This window comes from Paraburkholderia sp. Ac-20340 (genome assembly GCF_017104965.1).
Taxonomy (GTDB): domain Bacteria; phylum Pseudomonadota; class Gammaproteobacteria; order Burkholderiales; family Burkholderiaceae; genus Paraburkholderia.
Window position 1 is genome coordinate 613,053 of sequence record NZ_JAAGPR010000001.1, and the last position, 20,426, is coordinate 633,478.

Annotated in this window: 17 protein-coding genes; 3 read left to right on the plus strand and 14 right to left on the minus strand. The window is 58.9% G+C overall.

All coding sequences use genetic code 11. From position 1 onward, the window contains the following. Nucleotide 1: 1 nt before the first annotated feature. From mmsA to G3N59_RS02880, 7 genes are all read right to left on the minus strand, one after another. Nucleotides 2–1,531, minus strand: a complete 1,530-nt coding sequence (mmsA, locus tag G3N59_RS02850) for a multiple monosaccharide ABC transporter ATP-binding protein (RefSeq protein WP_205981003.1) — start codon at nt 1,529–1,531, stop codon at nt 2–4. 67 nt (nt 1,532–1,598) lie between these two features. After that, the gene (chvE, locus tag G3N59_RS02855) at nt 1,599–2,669 is read right to left on the minus strand and encodes a multiple monosaccharide ABC transporter substrate-binding protein (RefSeq protein WP_205981004.1); all 1,071 of its coding nucleotides are present in this window, start codon (nt 2,667–2,669) and stop codon (nt 1,599–1,601) included. A gap of 91 nt (nt 2,670–2,760) precedes the next feature. Beyond that, complete coding sequence (locus tag G3N59_RS02860) at nt 2,761–3,849, minus strand: Gfo/Idh/MocA family oxidoreductase (RefSeq protein WP_205981005.1); 1,089 nt, start codon at nt 3,847–3,849, stop codon at nt 2,761–2,763. Nucleotides 3,850–3,873: 24 nt separating this feature from the next. After that, complete coding sequence (gene iolG / locus G3N59_RS02865) at nt 3,874–4,866, minus strand: inositol 2-dehydrogenase (RefSeq protein ID WP_205981006.1); 993 nt, start codon at nt 4,864–4,866, stop codon at nt 3,874–3,876. 49 nt (nt 4,867–4,915) lie between these two features. Next, complete coding sequence (locus tag G3N59_RS02870; RefSeq protein ID WP_205981007.1) at nt 4,916–5,797, minus strand: TIM barrel protein; 882 nt, start codon at nt 5,795–5,797, stop codon at nt 4,916–4,918. A 53-nt stretch (nt 5,798–5,850) separates the two neighbouring features. Next, nucleotides 5,851–6,762: an intradiol ring-cleavage dioxygenase gene (locus tag G3N59_RS02875; protein ID WP_205981008.1), complete on the minus strand. Its 912-nt coding sequence runs from the start codon at nt 6,760–6,762 to the stop codon at nt 5,851–5,853. Nucleotides 6,763–6,907: 145 nt separating this feature from the next. Further along, nucleotides 6,908–7,822, minus strand: coding sequence for a LysR family transcriptional regulator (locus tag G3N59_RS02880; protein ID WP_205981009.1), 915 nt, complete (start codon nt 7,820–7,822; stop codon nt 6,908–6,910). 219 nt (nt 7,823–8,041) lie between these two features. Between G3N59_RS02880 and G3N59_RS02885 the strand changes: the two genes are divergently transcribed. Continuing rightward, complete coding sequence (locus G3N59_RS02885) at nt 8,042–9,085, plus strand: LacI family DNA-binding transcriptional regulator (protein ID WP_205981010.1); 1,044 nt, start codon at nt 8,042–8,044, stop codon at nt 9,083–9,085. Between the two features lie 65 nt (nt 9,086–9,150). Here the strand turns inward: G3N59_RS02885 and G3N59_RS02890 are convergent, their stop codons facing one another. Both G3N59_RS02890 and G3N59_RS02895 read right to left on the minus strand, forming a co-directional pair. Beyond that, nucleotides 9,151–10,335, minus strand: a complete 1,185-nt coding sequence (locus G3N59_RS02890) for a porin (protein WP_205981011.1) — start codon at nt 10,333–10,335, stop codon at nt 9,151–9,153. Nucleotides 10,336–10,633: 298 nt separating this feature from the next. Continuing rightward, on the minus strand, nt 10,634–11,446 hold the full coding sequence (locus G3N59_RS02895) for a methyltransferase domain-containing protein (protein ID WP_205981012.1): 813 nt from the start codon (nt 11,444–11,446) through the stop codon (nt 10,634–10,636). A gap of 186 nt (nt 11,447–11,632) precedes the next feature. Between G3N59_RS02895 and G3N59_RS02900 the strand changes: the two genes are divergently transcribed. Then, nucleotides 11,633–12,502: a hypothetical protein gene (locus G3N59_RS02900; RefSeq protein ID WP_205981013.1), complete on the plus strand. Its 870-nt coding sequence runs from the start codon at nt 11,633–11,635 to the stop codon at nt 12,500–12,502. Nucleotides 12,503–12,577: 75 nt separating this feature from the next. Here the strand turns inward: G3N59_RS02900 and G3N59_RS02905 are convergent, their stop codons facing one another. The 4 genes from G3N59_RS02905 to G3N59_RS02920 are packed head-to-tail and all read right to left on the minus strand — an operon-like array spanning nt 12,578 to nt 17,106. Beyond that, entirely contained in the window at nt 12,578–14,290 is a 1,713-nt protein-coding gene (locus G3N59_RS02905; protein WP_205981014.1) for an iron ABC transporter permease, read from the minus strand. Continuing rightward, nucleotides 14,290–15,255 carry an ABC transporter substrate-binding protein gene (locus G3N59_RS02910; protein WP_205981015.1) on the minus strand — a complete coding sequence of 322 codons (966 nt, stop codon included), beginning with the start codon at nt 15,253–15,255 and terminating at the stop codon, nt 14,290–14,292. Before G3N59_RS02910 ends, G3N59_RS02905 begins: the two co-directional genes overlap by 1 nt. A 13-nt stretch (nt 15,256–15,268) precedes the next feature. Further along, entirely contained in the window at nt 15,269–15,949 is a 681-nt protein-coding gene (locus tag G3N59_RS02915; protein ID WP_205981016.1) for an ABC transporter ATP-binding protein, read from the minus strand. An 8-nt stretch (nt 15,950–15,957) separates the two neighbouring features. After that, complete coding sequence (locus G3N59_RS02920; RefSeq protein ID WP_205981017.1) at nt 15,958–17,106, minus strand: porin; 1,149 nt, start codon at nt 17,104–17,106, stop codon at nt 15,958–15,960. 482 nt (nt 17,107–17,588) lie between these two features. On the opposite strand from G3N59_RS02920, the gene G3N59_RS02925 reads away from it, so the two are divergent. Beyond that, on the plus strand, nt 17,589–19,379 hold the full coding sequence (locus G3N59_RS02925) for a tannase/feruloyl esterase family alpha/beta hydrolase (RefSeq protein ID WP_205981018.1): 1,791 nt from the start codon (nt 17,589–17,591) through the stop codon (nt 19,377–19,379). A 49-nt stretch (nt 19,380–19,428) separates the two neighbouring features. Here G3N59_RS02925 and G3N59_RS02930 read toward each other — a convergent pair whose 3' ends face one another. Then, nucleotides 19,429–20,346: a class I SAM-dependent methyltransferase gene (locus tag G3N59_RS02930; RefSeq protein ID WP_205981019.1), complete on the minus strand. Its 918-nt coding sequence runs from the start codon at nt 20,344–20,346 to the stop codon at nt 19,429–19,431. Nucleotides 20,347–20,426: the final 80 nt, after the last annotated feature.

Consider the following 20,426-nt stretch of genomic DNA (forward strand, 5'->3'; position numbering starts at 1 on the left):
TTCAGATGCCTCCATTACGCATGATTGCCCGCATGATCTTTTCCTGCGAGACTTCTTCCGAGCTGAACTCGCCGACAAAGCGGCCTTCGTTCATGACATAAACGCGATCGCACATGCCAAGAAGCTCCGGCATCTCGGAAGAAATCATGACGACGCACTTACCCGCCGCAACCGCCTGATTGATGATGCTGTAGATTTCGTATTTAGCGCCGACGTCGATACCGCGTGTCGGCTCGTCGAGAATGAGTACATCGGGTTCGGAAAACAGCCATTTGCTGAGCACGACCTTTTGCTGATTGCCGCCCGACAGGTTGCCCACCACATGGGACACGCCCTGCGCGCGAATTCTCAGTTTCTTGAGGTACTCCGCTGCAATGCTGGCTTCACCGTGTTCATTCAGGACACCATATTTTGAAACGCCCGCGAGATTGGCCAGCGAGATATTGGTCTGAATATCGTCGTCCAGCAGCAGACCATTGCCTTTGCGGTCTTCGGTGACATACGCCAGGCCCGCATCGATCGCCTTACGCACGGAAGAAACATCAGCCGGCTTTCCATGCAGCAGCACCGTCCCGCTGATGTCCTGACCATATGTGCCGCCGAACACACTCATTGCCAGTTCGGTTCGCCCCGAACCCATCAACCCCGCAATGCCGACGATTTCGCCCGCGCGCGCCTGCAGATTGACGCCCTTGATCACCGCACGATCGCGCTGCGTGGGATGCTGGACGCGCCAGTCCTTCACCTCGAAAATCACTTCGCCGATATTAGGCGTGCGCTTTGGATAGCGATCCGACATTTCGCGTCCGACCATCGCCTTGATGATGCGGTCTTCACTCACGCTTTGCGCGCGGCAATCCAGTTCATCGACCGTAGAACCATCGCGAATGACAGTGATGCTGTCCGCAACGCGCGAAATCTCATTGAGCTTGTGCGAAATGATGATGGACGTCACACCGCGCTCTTTCAGATCGAGCAGCAAATCGAGCAGCGTTTCGCTGTCTTTCTCATTCAGGCTTGCCGTAGGTTCGTCGAGTATCAGCAGCCGCACTTCCTTCGACAACGCTTTCGCGATTTCCACCAGTTGCTGCTTGCCGATACCCAGCGTGCCCACTGGCGCGTCCGGCGAATCGTTCAGCCCGACTTTCTCCAGTAGCGTCCTGGCGCGCGCACGCGACCCCTGCCAGTCGATCACGCCGCGCCGCGACTGCTCGTTGCCAAGAAAAATGTTCTCGGTAATCGAGAGCATCGGCACCAGCGCCAGCTCCTGGTGAATGATGATGATGCCCACGTCCTCGCTATCGGTGATATCCGAAAAGGCGCGTTCCTCGCCGTCATACACCACGCTGCCGGCATACGAACCATGGGCATAGACGCCACTCAGAATCTTCATGAGCGTCGATTTACCGGCACCGTTCTCTCCGCAGATCGCGTGAATCTCGCCTTTCCTGACGCGCAGGTTGACGTTATTCAATGCCTTGACCTGGCCGAAGGTCTTCTGGATGCTTTTCATTTCCAGAATCGTGTCCATCTCTCTGTTCCTCGCTTCTCACAGGCTCGCGCTTTACACGCCCGATCACGTCACCGCACTGCCGCCATTACTTGACTTGCGCTTGCGTGTAATAACCGCTGTTGATCAGCATGCTCTGCACCGAATCCTTATCGACCAGCACCGGCTTCACGAGATAGGTGGGCACGACCTTCACGCCGTTGTTGTAGCTTTTCGTGTCGTTGACGGGAACCGTCTTGCCGGCGAGCGCGTCGTCCACCATATCGGCGGTGACGCTCGCAAGCTTGCGCGTGTCCTTGAATACGGTGGTGGTTTGTTCGCCGCGCATGATCGCCTTGACGTTCTGCACGTCCGCATCCTGGCCCGTGACGACCGGCATACCCGCCTGGGCCGTCCCATAGCCCACGCCCTTGAGCGAAGAAATCACGCCGATGGCAATCGCGTCATTGGGCGTCCACACGGCGTCAAGATGCTCCTTGCCGTAGAAGGCGCTGAGAAGATTGTCCATGCGCGATTGCGCCGTTGCGCCGTCCCAGTTGCGCGTCGCGATCTTCTCGAACGCCACCTGCTTGCTACGAATCACGAACTTGCCGCTATCGATATAAGGCTTGAGCACCGACATACCACCCGCGTAAATCATGTGTGCGTTGTTATCGTCGGACGAACCGCCGAAGAGTTCGATATTGAACGGCGTCTTGCTGCCCTTCTTCTGCCATTGCGCCACGATGCTTTGCGCCTGCAGCACACCCACGCCATAGTTATCGAACGTCGCGTAGTAATCGACATCCCTGGTCTGGCTGATCAGGCGGTCATAGGAGATGACCTTGATATGTTTCTTCTGCGCGTAGGCCAGTGCATCCGAAAACGTCTTGCCGTCGATCGGCGCGATGATCAGCGCTTTCACGCCTTTGGCCAGCATGTTTTCGACCTGATTCACCTGGGTCGGCACATCGTAGTTCGCGTATTGCAAGTCGGCGCTATAGCCCTTGGCCTTGAGCGCCTCGACCATGCTCTTGCCATCGGTCAGCCAGCGCGACTCAGTCTTGTCCGGCAGCGAAATGCCGATCACGCCCTTGTCCTGCGCGTACAAAGAAACCGACATGGCGGAAAGGCCGATACCGATAGCCGTAGCAATTACGGCACGCTTGACGATGTTCATGCTTGTCTCCTGATCAGTATGACTAATTATCTTTGATTGAATGATTCTGGATGAACCGGCCTCCCACGAGACCGGTTTCCGCTGACTCCGCTTACTCGATAAAGACCTCGGCGCCTGCCTTTTTCGACGAAGCGAACATGGCCTCGATCACACGGCTGATGTTGTAGGCCTGACTTGCTGGCACGACAGACGGCGTACCATTGCGCAATGCGTCGAAGAACGCAGTCGATTCGCGGTCGAAATACACCGGGTTGCCAATTTCAGCGATATCCGGCGAATACTCGGTTTTTTTCGTGGCCCAGATTTCGGGGAAGCTGGTTTCCTGCCACTCGGTCCAGCCTTCGGGATAATCGCCCTTGCCTGCGTCGTAAATCTTGTAGCTGGCCGGCAGCGAACGCGACGACATAATGCCTTCGGTGCCATAAGCCGTGATGTCCCAGCTTTCCGTCCATGGCAGCACGTCCCACGACATAAAGTCGATGGTCACAATCTTGTCGCCGTAATTGAGCACTGCGCCCGCGGCATCTTCACGCGATTCGTCGCCGTGGAAATCGGGGAACTTCGTGATACGCGCGTTGACTGACTTCGGCGTACCGAAATGCAGCAGAATGCGATCGACCAGATGGCAGCCGATCACGAACACCGCGCCACCAATATCGCCTGGCTGCGTCATATGCGCCGTTCCCGCTTCGTCGTGCGAGCAGCCGCCGTGCGCACGCACCTGCACGACCTTGCCAAGACGCCCACTTTTCAGCGCAGCCTGCATCGCGTCGACCGACGGTGCAAAGCGCCAGCAATATCCCACCTGCACGAGCCCACCTGTGCGCTCGACGGCCTGCATGATGCGCCTGGCGTCTTCGGAACTGCGCCCGGCCGGCTTTTCGCACAGCACTGCCTTGCCGGCTTCGAGCGCCTCGATGGTCAGTTCCGCCATCTTGTCGCTCTTCGAATGCACGAGCACGACATGTACGTTCTTATCGGCAAGAATCTCTTCTTTCGTGCGCGCCTGCAGTCCTAACGCATCCACGAAGGGCGTAAGCAAGGGGCTGGTGTCCCACGCGCCGAGCATCTTCGCGTCGCTTCTGCGCTGAATCGCTTTCACCCGGCCCGATGTGTGCGGATGCGTAATGCCCAGACACGCTACGCCAATCGTTTCTGCAGAATCAATGTTGTGCGCCATGACTTTTTTCCTCCTGCTCGTGAATTAGACCGTAATGGCTTTGCCGGAACGGGCGGATTCAAGCGCACATTCAGCAAGGCGCAGCGCCTTCAGGCCGTCGTCAACCGAAGTCGGCAGCGGCGTGCCGTTATTCAACGCATCGACAAAAGCCTGCAACTCATTACGGTAAGCATCGACATAACGTTCGAGGAAGAAGTTGAGCAGCGGCTCGCGCACATCGGTCGCTTCCTTGCTCCATCGGCGGATCGTGGACGGGCGCAGATTTTCCTGTAGCAGCATGCCTTTCGAGCCCGACACTTCCATGCGCTGATCGTAGCCATAAACCGCTTCACGACAGCAGTTGATATGGCATTGCTTGCCCGATGCCGTGCGCAACTGGACCATCACCGTATCGAAGTCGCCGAGTTCGGAGAGCGATGAATCGACGAGACGGCTCGCCATCGCCATCACTTCCACCGGCTCTTCGCCGAGCAGCCAGCGCGCCATATCGAGGTCGTGAATTACCATGTCGCGGAAGATGCCGCCCGAGTGCTCGACGTAATCGCGCGGAGGCATGCCGGGGTCGCGGCTCGAAATAATCACCTGGCGCACTTCGCCCACATCGCCCGCGTCAATGGCCTGACGAAACGCCTGCGACGTGGGATCGAAGCGACGATTGAACGCCAGCATCACGCGGCCATTGCGACGCTCGACTTCGCGCGCGGCGGCCAGCGACTTCTCCATGTCGAGATCGATGGGCTTTTCGCAAAGCACGGCTTTGCCGCGTGCCACCGCTTCGAGCATGAACGCAATATGCGTGTCGGTCGGCGTGCCGATCACGACGGCGTCGATATCGCTGCGTTGAAGCACGGCCATGCAATCGGTGGATGCCTCGCAACCCAGACGTTCCGCGAGTGCATTGGCCGCAGCAGGCACCGGATCGGCCACCACGACGAGCTTCGCGTTCGGAATGGCAGCGGCATTGCCGGCGTGAATGCGGCCAATCCGGCCAGCGCCAAGGACGGCGATTCGAATCATGTTTGTCTCCAGAGATATTCAGTGGTTTCGATCGGCGAAAATGACCGGATCAGGCCAGGGCACGATTCGTGGCAGAAAATTGCGCGATGGTGGTGTCATACGCGCGCTTCGCCATTTGCTCCAATGGCAGCTTGCGGAACGACTCCGAAATCAATTCGACGCCGTAATAAGGCAGATCGCAGCCGGCCTGTTCCAGCGCCTGAACGAATGCCGGGCAGTCGGCGACGCCTTCGCCGCACAACTGCCGATTGAAAGTCGAGTCGTCCAGCAAGGTGCCGCGAATCTGTGCGGCCACGTCATCCAGTTCGACGCCCTTGATAAAGCGTGCGGGAATAGCCGCAACTTCGCTATACGGGCTGCCGAAGCGCGCGACGTGCCAATGATCCACCATCAAGCCACCATTGGGCTGGTCGGCGCCTTGCGCGATCTGCAAAGCGTCGCCGATATTGCGAATGACCGAGAACGGCATGAATTCGATCGCCACCGTTGCGCCAATCGTTGCGACGTCTTCGCAGAGCGTCGCGAATTCGGCGGTCATGCGCGGGAAATCCGCTGGCGTCGTATCGAAGGGGTTCGCGCCTATCTTCAGATTGCGCATGCCGAGTTGCGCGCCCAGTTCAATCACACGGCGGCGGAAATGATCGGATTTAGCGCGCACTTCGCCATCGAGATACCAGTCCATCAGGATTTCGAGTTCGAAATACTTCATGCCCGTATCGTCGAGAATCTGCTTCACGCCCGCGACGCCATATTGATCGACGCTGTGTTCGAGATCGTCGAGAATCAGACCGATGCCTCGCCAGCCCGCTTTCGATGCTGCCTCGGCGCGTTCGCGCAGCGTGTAGGGGCTGATTTCCGTCGGGGCCCCCGGATAGACGTCGCCAGCCAGCGTCCAATAGGCGGCCAGAAGCTCTTTGCTTTTCGTGCTCATTTCCAGTATCCAGTGGGTAAATTAATTCGGAATGCCAGGAGAAACCGAAACCTTCAGGCCGATTTCGTGACAGGTGCCAGCGTAAAATCCCACGTCACCGACCAGAAAGGCGCTGCCAGACCGGCTTTTTCTGCGGCCTCGGCATCGTCGATCTGTTTGAAATCGGCGATCAGATCGCTCTTGACGCCAAACACGGCGTCCTCCGGGAGATACGGGCAATCCGGCGTAAAGATATGCGTAATCACGGGCTCGTAGCCCGGTGCCGTCACGATGAAATGCAAATGCGCCGCACGGTTCGGATGTCGGCCCATCGCGCCCAGCAGTTTGCCCACCGGGCCATCGGAGGGAATCGGATAGTGGCGCGGCTTGACTGACCGGAATGAATACGCACCGGTAGCATCCGAGGTGAACACGCCGCGCAAATTCGAGTCGGGTTGAATACCCTTCTGCTGGACGTCGTAGAAACCGTCGTCGTTGGTCTGCCAGACTTCGAGCTTCGCGTTCGGCACCGGTTGGCCGTTAATGTCGGTGACACGTCCTGCGACGATCAGCGGCTCGCCTTTGCCATCAAGGCAGATGTTCGCGCCGTTTTCATATTGCGGCGCGTTCTCGACATAGAACGGCCCGAGAATCGTGTTCGGTGTAGCGCCGTTCGGCCGGCGATGATTAATCGCATCGACCAGCATCGACACGCCGAGAATATCGGACAACAGGATATATTCCTGCCGCCATTCGTTGCACATCTGGCCGGTTTCAGTGAGAAAGCGTATGGCGGCAAACCATTCTTCGTGAGTCGGCTCGATTTCCTTGACCGCGGCATGGAGGTGCTTGACGAGCACCTCCATGACCTGCTTGAGTCGCGGATCGACATCCGCGCCCATGCGAGCGTTCACAACATCCGCGGAACGTGCCTCGTCGAAATACGAGGATGCCGATTGAGAGGCGTGAGATCCAGCTTGTTGCATTGAGCGTCTCCTTCCGTGTTCTTGTACTGCTTTGAAGGAAGTCTATATTCGCTCGCGCCGGCAAAACAGAGTTGAAAAGGGAATCTATTTCGCGTTTCGCGGGAAAGTCGCTGGCTGCAGCGCATTCACGCGATGGTATATGCCATTACTCGGACCAAAGCCGCTCGAAGTCGTGCTTGCGAAAGCGTTCCGCGAGCGCTTCAATAAAGAGGCGAACCTTGACCGGCATATGCGAGCGCGTCTGAAATGCGATATTCATGGTCAGGCGCGGCAAATCCCATTCGTCCAGCACCGGCACGAGACGGCCAGCGACGAGATCGTCGTAAATGATGTATTTCGGCTGGACCAGAATGCCCATACCGTCTAGCGCGGCAACTCTCAAGACCTGGCCATCGTTCGATTCGAGCAACGGCCTGACTTTCACCACCACGCATTCGCCGTCGCGCTGAAAAGCAAGATCGCGTGGATTATCGGCAAGGCCGTAGTTCAGCACCTTATGCTTGCCTAATTCAGCGGGAAAGCGCGGCGCGCCGTGCGCGGCAATATAGCCAGGCGACGCCGCCAGAATGCGTCGCGTAGAAGCCAGCCGGCGCACCGTGATATTGCTGTCGGCTTCCAGCACTTTGGTGCGGATCGCAACATCGATACCGTTTTCGATGATGTCGTAATAGCGATTCGCGGCCACCACATCGACACTGATGTCCGGATAACGTGCATTGAATTCCGGCAACATCGGCGCGATATGCAGCATGCAAAACGATAGCGACGCAGTCACCCTGAGCAATCCGCTCGGGCGCGCCACGGCGTCTTTCACGACCAGTTCCGCTTCGCCCAGATCCGCAAGAATGGATTTGCAGCGCCGGTGGAATTCCGCGCCCGCTTCCGTGAGATAGAGATTGCGCGTGGTTCTGCGCACCAGTTGCACACCCAGGCGCGACTCCAGCGAAATCAGATAACGGCTCGCAGCAGAGATCGACAGTTCGACGGCCTCCGCTGCCCGGCTGATACTCCCCGTCTCTGCAACCTCGACGAAAAGCTGAACTTCCTTGAACTGGTCCATCTCCTGCCATCCGGGTCATGTCAGTGGAAGAATACGGCAATCGATGTGTTTTTGATGCGTCAAAAACACATCAGCAATCAATCAAACTAGGGGATAACCCGAGATTTTATTCAAACATCCCGGCATAACGCTATGCTTCTGCCATGCGTTCAATGCTCAATTCGCGTAGGCGCGGCTATCATCGGATCATCAGCAATCCATCAATGAGGAGATGAGTTCGTGGCCCATCGCTTTCTGATCAAGGAAATCGCGCTTCAGGCAGGGGTGGGCGTCGCGACCGTCGACCGCGTAATCAACGATCGCGGCAACGTGCGCGAGCAGACGCGCAAACGCGTCGAGCAGGCCATCAAGGAACTGGAACAGCAGGAGCACTATGCGCATTCGTCCGGGCGCAAACTCATTGTCGATGTGATCGTCGAGGCCCCCAATCGTTTCGCCGATGAAATCCGCGACGCACTGGAGGCCGAACTCCCTACACTGCAGCCCGCTATTTTCCGCCCGCGCTTTCTGATGCAGGAGACCATGACCACGGCAGAAGTGGTCGCGGCGCTGCGCTCGATTGCCCAGCGCGGAAGTCATGGCATTTTTTTGAAAGCGCGCGATGTGCCCGAAATCACGGAAGCCATTGGCGAACTCAAACGCAGTGGTATTCCCGTGGTCACGATTTTCACCGACATACCGCTCTCGGGAAGAATCGCTTATGCGGGGCTCGATAATCGCGTAGCAGGAGCGACGGCGGCCTGGTTACTCGAACGCTGGCTTGGCGATCTTGCCGGCAGCGTGCTGATCACCATGAGCGACGAGCGCTTTCGCGGCGAAGAGGAGCGCGAAATCAGCTTTCGGCGCGGGCTTCGAACCCGCCATCCGCGCCTTGATCTGATCGACGCGAGTGGTGGGCACGGACTCGACGGTCCCACAGAAAAGCTCGTAAAAAAAGCCCTAGATTCGCGTCGCGACGTGCTTGCGGTGTACTCCATGGGCGGCGGGAATCGCGCAATTCTGCGCGCGCTAGAGATTCACGGGCAGACGCCGAAGTGCTACATCGGGCACGATCTGGATCGCGACAATGTCGAACTGCTTCGTGAAGGCAAGATTCACGCCATTCTCTATCACGACTTGCGCCAGGACATGCGCTCGGCATGCCAGCACATCATGCACTTTCACCGCTTGTTGCCGGAATCGGCGGTTTCTCCTTCATCGTCGGTCGTCGTGGTGACGCCCGAGAATATTCCCGAGCATGTGGCCACACGCTTCCGTAGATAGTGCTGCGCGCTTTTCTCCCTCAAAACAAAGGGCGAACGCTTCGTTGCTCGCCCTTCCCCCTCACGTTAAAACTGCGTTGCGATCCCCGCAATCACGCCAAACTGACTCTTGCCGTAGTTCGGATTCGTACTGGACGCACTCGCGCTCGTTGGGTCGAAATTCGTATTCGCACCGTACAGACCGCCATCCAGGCCGAGATTCGACGTCGAACTGTTGCGCACATAGCCCAGTTCAGTGTAGAGCAAGGTCCGCTTTGACAACGAGTAATTCACGCCCAAGGTGAACAAGGTTGCATTGCCATTGCCGTTATTGGCGTTGGCATGATAAACCGCACCGGTAATCGCAAGGGCCGGTGTGCTCTGCCAGATCGCGCCGATCCATTCATGATTGACCGCCGTGGGCAACGATGTACCGGCAGGCAAGGCAGTGGGCGTGGCGCTGCCGAAATAACCTTCATTCGAAGCATTGGGTGCGCTCAGATGTTGATATCCCACGTAGGCGACCACGGGCCCGAACGCATAGGTCAAGCCCGTGAGTATCGAGCGCGAAGCCAGATAGACATTGCTGAACTGACCGTTGGGATCACGCACTTCGTCGTACGTGGCCTGCCAGAAGAGCCCGCCGCTCTGGAACGACAGCTTGATGCCGTCCGTGCGGCCTTGCGCGCTGCCCAGTCCCGTGGATGACCCGAGTTGGCCTGGCGCACTGCCCGGCGTTCCGGCATTCCATTTAGGCGAATTGGTCAGATCGTACTGGCCTTGCACAATGAATCCGCCCATCTTCGGCGAGAGGTATTCCACGCCATTGCCAGCCTGCGAAAAGATCCGGCCGCGCACCAGCGTGCCAATCGCATATTTCTTGGTCTGCTGCGGATCGACGTCGCCAGAATACTGGCTGATCTCCGCCGAACCCATATTGCCGAATTTGAGTTGCCCCCAACTATCGTTCTGCAAACCCACCGTGGCCTGGCCTTCGAAAAAGCTGCCATTCGCCAGACTGCCGTTCTGGGTATTCAACCGCGATTCGAGCTGGAAAACGGCTTTCGTTCCGCCGCCGATGTCTTCAGCACCTTTGAGTCCGAAGCGGGACTGCGCCCAACCGCCACTCTGCGCGCCGAACACATGCCCTTTGGGCTGACCCGTTTCGTATTGAATCCCGTTATCGACAATGCCGTACAAGGTCACGCTGCTTTGCGCATGCGCCGACGCCGCGACCGCAGCCATTGCGATCCCCATCCACATCTTGTTCATTGAATCTCCGCTCCTGTAGGTTGCATCGTTGTTAGATTTTTCAGGCAAGGCAAATCCCTGCGATCATTCGCACGATTATTTCGGAATACATAGGAATCATCATACGGATTGATGCAAGCAATGGCCGACTCATGCGAATGGCTCGCGCCTTGTGTCTCCGCCCACTTCATTATTTTGCTTTTGGGCGAGTGTATATTCGCAGGCCCGATCGAACCTAGAGCGGAAAGAGGAATCTATTTCCCGCAATGCGGGAAAGTCACGGCGATCAACGGCATAGGCACTTAACGCAGAGACGTCATCAGCTTGCGGCGACGATCACATGTGCCTGAATCCGGCCACTCACCTGGCCTTTGCCATGGCGGCTTGCGATTGCCCTGGTTGCACAATCGATCGCGAGCTGAAGCAAACTGGCGTCGCGTGTTTCGATCTCATTGCGTAGCGGCGTTCCCAGACAAAAAGCAGTCGCGGCTTCCCGTGCGGATTGCGCGCGACTCGCTTTCGTGTACGTGTTGATTCGAATATCGGTGAACCCGGCACAGCGCAAATCCTCGCGAATCAGCGCGACATCGTGGTAGCCGTGCGGCGTTCTCGCCAGGAAGCGCGGCTGATCGTGCGGAAACAATGTGGCCAATGCACCGGTCACTTCATCCGCAAATTCGTTTTCTTCGATGCGATCCCAGACACTGAAAACAAAGCGCCCGTCAATATTGAGCACGCGGCGCGCTTCGGTATAACCCGCGGTCCGATCGGGAAAGAACATCGCACCGAACTGGCAGAACACCACGTCGAACGATGCATCGTCGAATGGCAGCGCGAGTGCATCGGCCTGTTTCCATTCGATTCGCGCGTCTACGCCCTGCTTCGCGGCGGCGTAGTCGAGCATGGGCTGATTGAGATCGGTGACCACGTAGCGCGTGTCGGCCCGCAGTTGGGGCGCGAGCACGCGTGTGACGGCGCCGCTGCCGGCGGCCGTTTCCAGCACGGATGCCGGCGACATGGCGGCGACGATTGCCGCTACCTCCTGGGCGTAGACATCGAAGATCAGCGGAACCATCAACGAGTCATAGAACTGCGGAATCGAACCCGCAAACACCTTGTCTCGTTCGCTCATGATGCCTCCCTGATAGCGCTCTATGACGGCCATCGCATCATGGTGATCGCGTCCGCCATTCCCGTCAACGGAAAGCAGCCGACACAGCGACTCAATAGTCTCGCTTTCACTACCAAGTCATTTCGTTACCCTAAATTACTGAGCGCATCACCCGAGATTTACTCAATCAACTTCATGAGAACCGAAATGACAAAGATCACATGGAATCATGCAGCCGTTATCGCCCTGTTCGCAGTGGCGAGCGTCGCACAGGCAAAGACGCCCAGCGTCGGCAGCCGCGAATATAAAGTCCTGTTGAACCCGGCTACTTTCACGGGCACACCCGTGGATACGGCGAACCGCTTTCTCACGGATCTTCAGGCCAGCCTGGCGGCCAACGGCTTCGATCGCACCGTCACGAAAACCTTCAAGGCCGACGACGACCGCACCGTGCTCTACTACGACACAGCAGGCACCTGCCCGCTCAAATCGATCGGCTATTCCATGCGCGAGCGCGACGAAAGCGGCGACCGCGAAATCGAACTCAAATTTGGCTCCGCAGATGAAAGCACCTCTGCCAATACCGATGTAACGGGCAGTTCATCCAAAGCCAGCAGCAAACTCGAAGAGGACATCACGCCGCCGTCGAATCATGTTTTCTCGCATTCGACCAAGGAACCGCTGGCCGATTCGAAGAACATCAATCACCTCAGCGACATCAAGGATTTGTTTCCCACCACCACCGCTTTCGACAGCATCAGCAGCCAGTCGCTCGTGCCGGTGAGCGGACTTTCGATTCATGAACTGACGTACAGCGGACCGACCAGCGATCTCGGCCAGGAAGATGCCGATTTCACCATGACGGTGTGGTACACGAATGGCTCGACCACGCCGACACTCGCGGAAATCTCATTCGAAGTAGACGTCAACGACGACGGCGTATTCACCGACAAGGTGACGTCGCGCTCGCAACTGATTTTCGACACGCTTCAGGGCATGACGAATTGGGTACTGTCGCCGAGTACGACGAAAACGGCGTGGGTCTACAAGTATCAAACGGGGTTTTGCAGCCAGTAACGTCGTGATATAAATCGACAATAGCCGGACCAGAATGGTCCGGCTATCCACTCCGCTTGATATGGTTTGATCCTTTCAGGCCGATGTATCGATACGTCCAGCCAGACGCGAAGCCAGCGCCAGCAGCGCGCCGCTAATCAGTAGCAGCATCGTGCCCATCGCCATGCCGTCGCCAATCGATCCTTGTTCGAACTGCTGCCAGATATACACGGCCGTCGTCTGCACGCCGCTCGGCGAAAGCAGCAATGAAGTCACAAGCTCGCGCGACGCTACGGCAAACACAATCATCATCGATGCCGCGAGCGGCGCCGCCACCAGCGGCAACACAATGCGCCACAACACCTGTACACCGCTCGCGCCATGCACGCGCCCCGCCGCTTCAAGACTGCCGCCAATCTGCCGCAGCGCCGCGCTCGCATAGCGCACGGGATAAGGCAGCATCAGACAGTCGTACGAGAGCAGCAGAATCGTCCACGTGTTATAGGGCGTGACTGGCCATATCGGCAGATTCCACGCGAGAATCAGCCCCACGCCGATCACAATGCCCGGCATGGCATGCGGTATCAGCGTCATACCGTCGAGCGCCGCGCGACCCGGCGTGCGCGTCTTCACCACGACCCACGCGGCGAGAAAACCCAGCGCACCCGTGACGATGGCCGTAGCCGCCGCAAGCCCCAGACTCGTGAGCAAGGCGCTTGCGCCCTCACCGGCAGCGAAGAGGGAGCCGTAGTGCATCAACGTCAGGTTGCTCGCCGCGAGGCCACCCGAGAGCGTGCGCATGAACGAAGTCACAACAATTGCGCCGATAGGCGCGAAGGTCGAGCAAAACGTCGTCACGAGAAACAGCAGCACGAGCGGCACGCGCCAGCGGCCCGGTTCGATGAGTTCGAGCGCAGCAGGCTTGCCGGTTTGCGTCTCGAAGTCGCGGCCTGCGAGCAAACGCCGTTGCAGCACGAAGGCAAACATCGCCGTCAACGCGAGCAATGCGGAAAGCACGGATGCGCCTGCCAGATCGATTGGCCAATCGGAAAAGCGTGCCTCGATCGACGTCACCAGCACGCTGACGCCTGCGCGCGCGCCAAGCGCTGCGGGAATGCCGAATTCCTCGATGGCCATCGTGAACGCGAGCAACGCACTCGCCGCAATTGCGGGCGCGGCGAGCGGCAGCGTAATGCGCACGAACGCGCGCCACGGCGTCGCGCCATGCACCCGCGCGACTTGCGCGAGCCGCCCGCCGGCCGCCATCAACGCGCGCGATACGGAGAAGTACACCACCGGAAACACCGTCATCGTCATGGCGAAGACAATGCCCGCGAACGAGAACAACGCAGCGCCCAGATCGAAACCGGCAATTTGCGCTAAATAACCATGAGGCTGTAAAAGCAACATCCAGCCAAGCGCCGCGAGATAAGGCGGAATCAGAAACGGCGCAAGCAATAGCACGTCCCAGCAGCGCGCGAACGGCACGCGCACGAGGCCACGCAACGCGCCCAGCGGCACACCGATCGCAAGACTCAGCACCGCCACCGTAACGCCGAATCGCAGTGTATTGCCGAACAGCGGCCACGTTGCCGGATCGCCGAATGTGGCACGCACGGCAGCGAACGGATGCGCGAATGATCCGCGATTGAGTTCAGGGAACAGCGCCTGTAGCGCAACGAAGGCGATCGGCAACACAACCAGCAGCGCAAGCACGGCATACAGTGCGCCGATGCCCGCAAAGCGGCTGGCGCGCACCGGCAACCACGCGCGCCGCATCGCGTGGTTGCGTGCGGGCACGCTTGCCATCAGTGTTCGCCAAAGAGTGCGTTAAAACGCTTCAGGACGTCGGCGCGCGATTTCGTATTGCTGCCATCGTCTTGCGGCAACAGCTTTAGATCTTTCAGGCGCGTGCGCGGCGTGTCGATATCGTCGCGAGCGGGAATCAGATAAGCCGCCGCGACAAGATTCTGCCCTTCATCAGAAAGCACATAATCGATAAACGCACGCGCTTCGGTCTGAACACGCGACGTTTTCAGAATCATCATCGGACGCGGTGCAATGACCGTGCCGCTGGTCGGGAAAATGACTTTGATCGCTTCGCCGTTTGCCGCGGCCGCATACGCCACATAATCGACGGCGCCGAATACGGCCGATTTCGCGCCCTGCAGCACGGGATTGATTGCCTGCGCATTCGGGCCGAGCACGACCATACCGTTCTTGTGCAGGCTATCGAATAGCGACCATGCGCCTTCGCCCAGGCGATCCTGCAAACCCAGCAACAAATCGAGCGATGCACCGGAGAGCGCCGGGTTCGGCGTCGTCACCTGATCGCGATACGCGGGCTGGGCCAGATCGCGCCAGTCGCGCGGCTCGGGTTTGCCCGTGTTCTTGTTCCAGACAATGCCGAGCGCGGAAATACCCTGCGCCACATAGTCAGGTGTTTTAAACATCGGCGGAACGTGTTCGGCATTCGGGCTCGTATACGGTGCGAGCCAGCCGCGTTTGTCGAGATCCTGTGCGGTATCCCACGAAGCGGAAATCAGCACGTCGGCGTGCGGATTGCTGGCCTCGGCTTCGATGCGCGCCATCACCTTGCCAGTGGTGGCCTGGAAAAGATCGACCTTGATACCGGTCTTGCGCTCGAAACCCTGCGCCAGTTTTTTGCTGAGATTGCCGGGGCCGGCGGTATAAACAGTGAGAGCGTGCACGGAAGCATTCAGCCCGAAGGCCAGAAAAAGGGAACAGAGAGTTGAAGCAATCAGTCTTGGCATTGTAGCGATTCCGTTATCGATGGACAGTATGTTCAACCCTGCCGTGCGACAGCGTGACGATGGTATGCGCGAGCGCATCGGCTTCGGCGCGATCGTGCGTCACGTACACGGCGGTTGTGCCCAACTGCGCGAGGACCGCGCGGATTTCTTCACATAGGGACGCGCGCAGCGGCGCATCGAGATTCGAAAGCGGTTCGTCGAACAGCAGCACGCGTGGCCTCGCGACAATCGCGCGCGCCAGTGCCACACGTTGCTGCTGTCCGCCCGACAAAGCAGAGGGACGGCGCGATGCCATCTCCCGCAAACCCACCAGGGCGAGCGCATCAGCGACCGCCGTGGCGCGTTCGGCGCGCGGCACACCGCGCATTTCGAGCGGAAAGGACACATTGCCCGCCACTGTCATATGCGGCCACAAGGCATAGTCCTGAAACACCATGCCAAGATCGCGCGCTTCGGGCGGCACGCATTGCGATGCATCGGCAACGGTTTCGCTGCCGAACATCACGCGGCCTTCGTCGGGGCGCAGCAATCCCGCCAGCAGCTTGAGCAAGGTGCTCTTGCCACAACCGGACGGCCCGAGCAGCGCGAGCGTCGTTCCCGCACGCACGTCGAGATCGATACCGTCGAGCACGCTCACGCCGTTAAAGCGCTGCCGTAATCCACTCAAATGGATCGAGATGCTGTCGCCCTTCATGCCCGCTCCTAGAACTTGTGGCGAATGCCAGCCATCAGACCGAACTGGTTCTTGCCCGCCACCACATCCGAACCAAAGCCGTTCAAGCCCAGATTCGAGCCGTTACGATTGAGCGCATAAGCAAGGTTCAGATAGAGATCGGTGCGCTTCGAAAGGAAGTAGTCCGCATCAATCTGGAACGACCACGGATCGCGCGAAGAGCCATAGAAGTTCTGGTACATCGCGGTGCCGGAAAACGCCACATCGGGCCTCGCGAGCCACGTTGCGCCCAGCCAGTAGAGGCTGGTCGACTCCGCCGGCGACGCGCTATCGAGCGTCGTCAGATGGATGGCATGCGAGTTGAGATAGCGATAACCCGCGTAGGTGGTCACCGTCGAGATCTTGTAGCTCGCCGCCAATGCCACGCGACGGTCGATATTGCCTTCGTAGCCACCGCCCTTGGTTGTCATCGCTGCGGTGCGATTCGTGCTGCCGCCGTTCTTCTGGTCGTATACGAGCGTCGCGCTAAATGGCCCGTGCTTGTAGCGCAGGCCCGCTTCGATCACGCGCGCAAGGCGCGTATCGCCAGCCGGTTGCGCGCCATACGTCACGCTATCGTAGCCGAAGCTGTACTGCACGATGGCCGCGAGATCGCCGAAATGCTGCTCGTAGCGTGCGGTATTGTCGAGGCGGTCGGAAAACGCCGGGTCTTGCATCTTGATCGCATAGACCGCGTTTTTCAGCGGATTGTATTCGCTGACCCAATCGAGAAACAGGCCGCCTTGACGGCCCAGCGAGAACGAGCCCCAGGTCTGGTCGGCGATCCCCACGTAGGCAAGACGCCCGAATTCGCGGCTGCCTTGCAGCGAAGCACCGCTTTCGACGTTAAAGCCGCTTTCGAGGCGGAAGAACGCATGCGTGCCGCCGCCAAGGTTTTCGGTCCCGGTCACGCCCCAGCGCGAGCCGGACATATTGCCGGACGTGAGACGTTCGACGCTATGCGTCTGCCCTTGCGAGCTGGATGCATTCGTCAGGTATTCGATGCCTGTATCGATGATGCCGTAGAGCGTGACGGAGCCGTCACCAGTGGCGTTGGATTGAGCGAGCGCGCAGGCCGGCAGGCTGGCCGCGAAGGCCAGACAGCAGCCCACCGCCGTAGAGCGGTAGGAGTGATTCACGGGTTATGTCCTCTTTGGGATTCAATTTGAGCCGTGAATGTAAGCTTTGCTTAAGTCAACCGCATGACAGTCCTTCAAGCGTTCATTGCTGGGTGATGGCGGCTGCGCCGCCTGGGGCGCGCTTGCGAGTTTGCGCTTTTGCCATCATTTTTCCTTATCGCGATGTTAGCCGCGTAGTGCGTTTGGCCGGCAGCCAGATCGCCGTGAGAACGAATGCGGTGCGGCATGGCGTGCGCTTTCGCGTGTCGTTCCCATCGCATCCGCATACTTTTCTCTCGCAAGCCGGTAAGCCAATCGAGCGGTTTGATGGTTTACCCGCCCGTTGATCGGGCCATGCCGACTCGATATCTTTCCTTCCATAACCTCTGGCGGAATCTGCATCGATTAACCGCTGTACCGCATCGCCATTTAGACAGGATTACTGATCGTATAAGAGCACGACAAATCCGCTATTCAACAACGATAAAACAAGGAGATGATGCATGAGAGGAATACGCCTGGAGCGCCTGCCCCGCTCAACGCACGCGCGCTTTACATCGTGGTTCGCGCGTATTGCAGCCACCTTCGCAGCCACCTTCGCGGCTACCCTCGCCGCCGGCCTGCTCGCGGCCTGTGGAAGCGGCGGTAGCGTGGGCAGCACCGCCAATACGCCTTTGGCCGTAGTGGCGCCGGTGACGGACTGTTCGAAGCTGGCCGCAGTCGATATAACGGATATTGGCGGAAGCGGCAGCACGATTACTTCGGCGACCGTCACGACCGCCACTATCAATGGCGCTTCGGTCAACTTCTGCACCGTGAAGGGCACGCTCGCGCCGTCCAATACCTTTGAAGTCGCGCTGCCGGTCAGCACCTGGACACAACGCTTTGCCGAATTAGGTTGCGGCGGCCTGTGCGGCACGTTGAGCGATCCCACGCAGCAGAGTTCGTTCAGCTTCAGCTATACCTGCCCGCTCGTACAGCAAGGCGGCTTCGTGACCGCCGCGACGGACATGGGCCACTCGGGACAAAGCAGCACGTGGACAAGCAACGAACAGCAACGCGCCGACTTCGCCTATCGCGGCCAGCACATCACCACGCTCGCCGCCGAAAAACTGATTAAAGCCTATTATGGTCAAACGCAGAAATACGCCTATTTCATTGGCTGCTCGGACGGCGGACGCGAAGCACTCATGGCCGCGCAACGCTACCCCGCCGATTACAACGGCATTATCGCGGGCGCACCGGCTGCGCATTTCCAGATCCAGAATTCGCTGTATCACGGCTGGAGCGTAAAGTCGCAAAGCACGACCGGCGACAGCACCGGCAACGCCATTCTTTATGCCGACAAGGCACTCGTGCTGCACAAGGCCGTGGTGGCGGCGTGCGGCGGTCAGACAGGTGTGGCCGACGGCTTGCTGGCCGACCCGCGTACCTGCAATTTCGATCCCGCTTCAATCGAATGCGCCAATGGCGCGACCAGCACGAGCAACTGTTTGACGGCTGCCGAAGTGGCCACCGCCAGCAAGATCTATGGCGGCCCGGTCGACGCTACAACCGGCGAGCGCATGCTGGCCGGCTCGCCGCAATTTGGCTCGGAGGCCAACTGGATCGGCGTGGAAGTGCCCACCACGAATTCGACGGATACGCCCGTTCCCGTGACGAGTCTTTTCAGCTACCTGATTGTTTCGGGCGCATATAACCTGATTTTCACGGGCTCGCCCACCATGCCGACGGTCGATACGTTCGGCTTTACCGATACGAGTTTCTACGCCAACTACCTGCAGGCGAATCACGCACTCAACGACGCGACCAACCCGGATCTCTCGGCATTCAAAAAGGCCGGCGGCAAGCTGATTCTGTGGCACGGCTGGGCCGATCAACATATCTCGCCGCTCTTCACGATCCAATACTACGAGGCGATGCAGAACACCATGGGCGCGTCTACGGTGAGCGATTTTGCGCGCCTTTACCTCGTGCCAGGCGTGGGTCATTGCGGCGGCGGCGAAGGCTTCCCGAACATCGACCTCGTTTCGCAGATCACCGCCTGGGCCGAGCACGGCACCGCGCCGAATGCCGTCATGACGTATCAGACCGATTCGTCGAATGCGGTCACGGCAAGCCGCCCGGTTTATCCGTATCCGGCCGTCGCGCAATACAGCGGCAGCGGCGACTGGCATAGCGGCGCGAACTGGACGCAAGGCGCGGCGCTCTATAACCAGCCGACGCACACCTGGGCCGGCGCAAGTTTCTATACGCCATACACCGCGGCAACGCTGGGCGTTGCGGCGCCGTAATGAGTCATTGAACGGGTGCGGCAACGCACCCGTTTTCGCACAGCAATGCCTAAGGTTTCGCCGCGGAAATATACGCCATACGCGTAGCCGTACGCATTCGTTCGGCACCAATATCCGAACGTAAAACCTGCTCGAACAATTGCCTTTCTTCTACGCTGAATTGTTCGTCCATCACGCGGCGCAATGTCGGCGCCCAGGGAAATGGCGTGCTGTCCAGCATGCTGTCCCACGAGCGGCTGATTGCGGCGCCAATATCGATATGAAACTCCATATGGATATCGGTGAAGCCGCTCAGCATGGCGCAACTGACGAGATCGCGCTCGCTGAAACTGGTCATCGGCATGGTGGCGAGCGCTTCTTCGGTATCGGGAAACTGCGTACGTTTCCAGCGATGCAGCAAGGAGAAAAAGCGATTCTCCGGCGCGTCGCGCCCCGCTTCCACGAGCTTTCTGAGTGAACACACTTCGAAGGCTTCGTCGCGCCGGATCGGTTCGGCCAGCGAGATTCGGCCGCCCGGTTTGAGCACGCGATAAAACTCGCGAAATACCGCGAGTTTATCCGGCAAATAGCCGATGACCGCGCGCGTCGTCACGGCATCCACGCAAGCGTCTTCGATGACGGTTAGCGCCTGCGCATCGCACAGCGAAAACCGGCATTGCGATGCCACGCCCGCATCGTGCGTGCGCTGCTTCGCGTGATCGAGCAAGGTGGGAGAAACATCGCTCATGTGTACGTTCAGCGCTGCGCCTACGCGTGCGATGGCACGTAAGCCGACGGTGCCGTCACCGCTGCCTACATCGAGCAGCGTCATGCCCGCTTTCAATTGCGCATGATCGAGCATTCTATCGACGTCAGTTTCAATGCTGCTTCGCAATGCGCTTTCGACATTCGCGTCGTTTGAAAAGCGCTTATGCAATAACCAGTCCGCCCACAGATCGGGGGCCGCTGCCATCTCGGTTGGGTTCACGACGAATTCCTGTTTGCGAATCGGGCACGCACAGTCGCGCCGATTTCACGCATGCCGAAGGAATTCTCTGCGTTACTCGC

Bases quoted from the DNA above. Each gene is read 5' to 3' on its own strand.
- mmsA (WP_205981003.1), bottom strand. From the start codon at position 1,531: ATGGACACGATTCTGGAAATGAAAAGCATCCAGAAGACCTTCGGCCAG.
- chvE (WP_205981004.1), bottom strand. From the start codon at position 2,669: ATGAACATCGTCAAGCGTGCCGTAATTGCTACGGCTATCGGTATCGGC.
- G3N59_RS02860 (WP_205981005.1), bottom strand. From the start codon at position 3,849: ATGGCGCACAACATTGATTCTGCAGAAACGATTGGCGTAGCGTGTCTG.
- iolG (WP_205981006.1), bottom strand. From the start codon at position 4,866: ATGATTCGAATCGCCGTCCTTGGCGCTGGCCGGATTGGCCGCATTCAC.
- G3N59_RS02870 (WP_205981007.1), bottom strand. From the start codon at position 5,797: ATGAGCACGAAAAGCAAAGAGCTTCTGGCCGCCTATTGGACGCTGGCT.
- G3N59_RS02875 (WP_205981008.1), bottom strand. From the start codon at position 6,762: ATGCAACAAGCTGGATCTCACGCCTCTCAATCGGCATCCTCGTATTTC.
- G3N59_RS02880 (WP_205981009.1), bottom strand. From the start codon at position 7,822: ATGGACCAGTTCAAGGAAGTTCAGCTTTTCGTCGAGGTTGCAGAGACG.
- G3N59_RS02890 (WP_205981011.1), bottom strand. From the start codon at position 10,335: ATGAACAAGATGTGGATGGGGATCGCAATGGCTGCGGTCGCGGCGTCG.
- G3N59_RS02895 (WP_205981012.1), bottom strand. From the start codon at position 11,446: ATGAGCGAACGAGACAAGGTGTTTGCGGGTTCGATTCCGCAGTTCTAT.
- G3N59_RS02900 (WP_205981013.1), top strand. From the start codon at position 11,633: ATGACAAAGATCACATGGAATCATGCAGCCGTTATCGCCCTGTTCGCA.
- G3N59_RS02905 (WP_205981014.1), bottom strand. From the start codon at position 14,290: ATGGCAAGCGTGCCCGCACGCAACCACGCGATGCGGCGCGCGTGGTTG.
- G3N59_RS02910 (WP_205981015.1), bottom strand. From the start codon at position 15,255: ATGCCAAGACTGATTGCTTCAACTCTCTGTTCCCTTTTTCTGGCCTTC.
- G3N59_RS02915 (WP_205981016.1), bottom strand. From the start codon at position 15,949: ATGAAGGGCGACAGCATCTCGATCCATTTGAGTGGATTACGGCAGCGC.
- G3N59_RS02925 (WP_205981018.1), top strand. From the start codon at position 17,589: ATGAGAGGAATACGCCTGGAGCGCCTGCCCCGCTCAACGCACGCGCGC.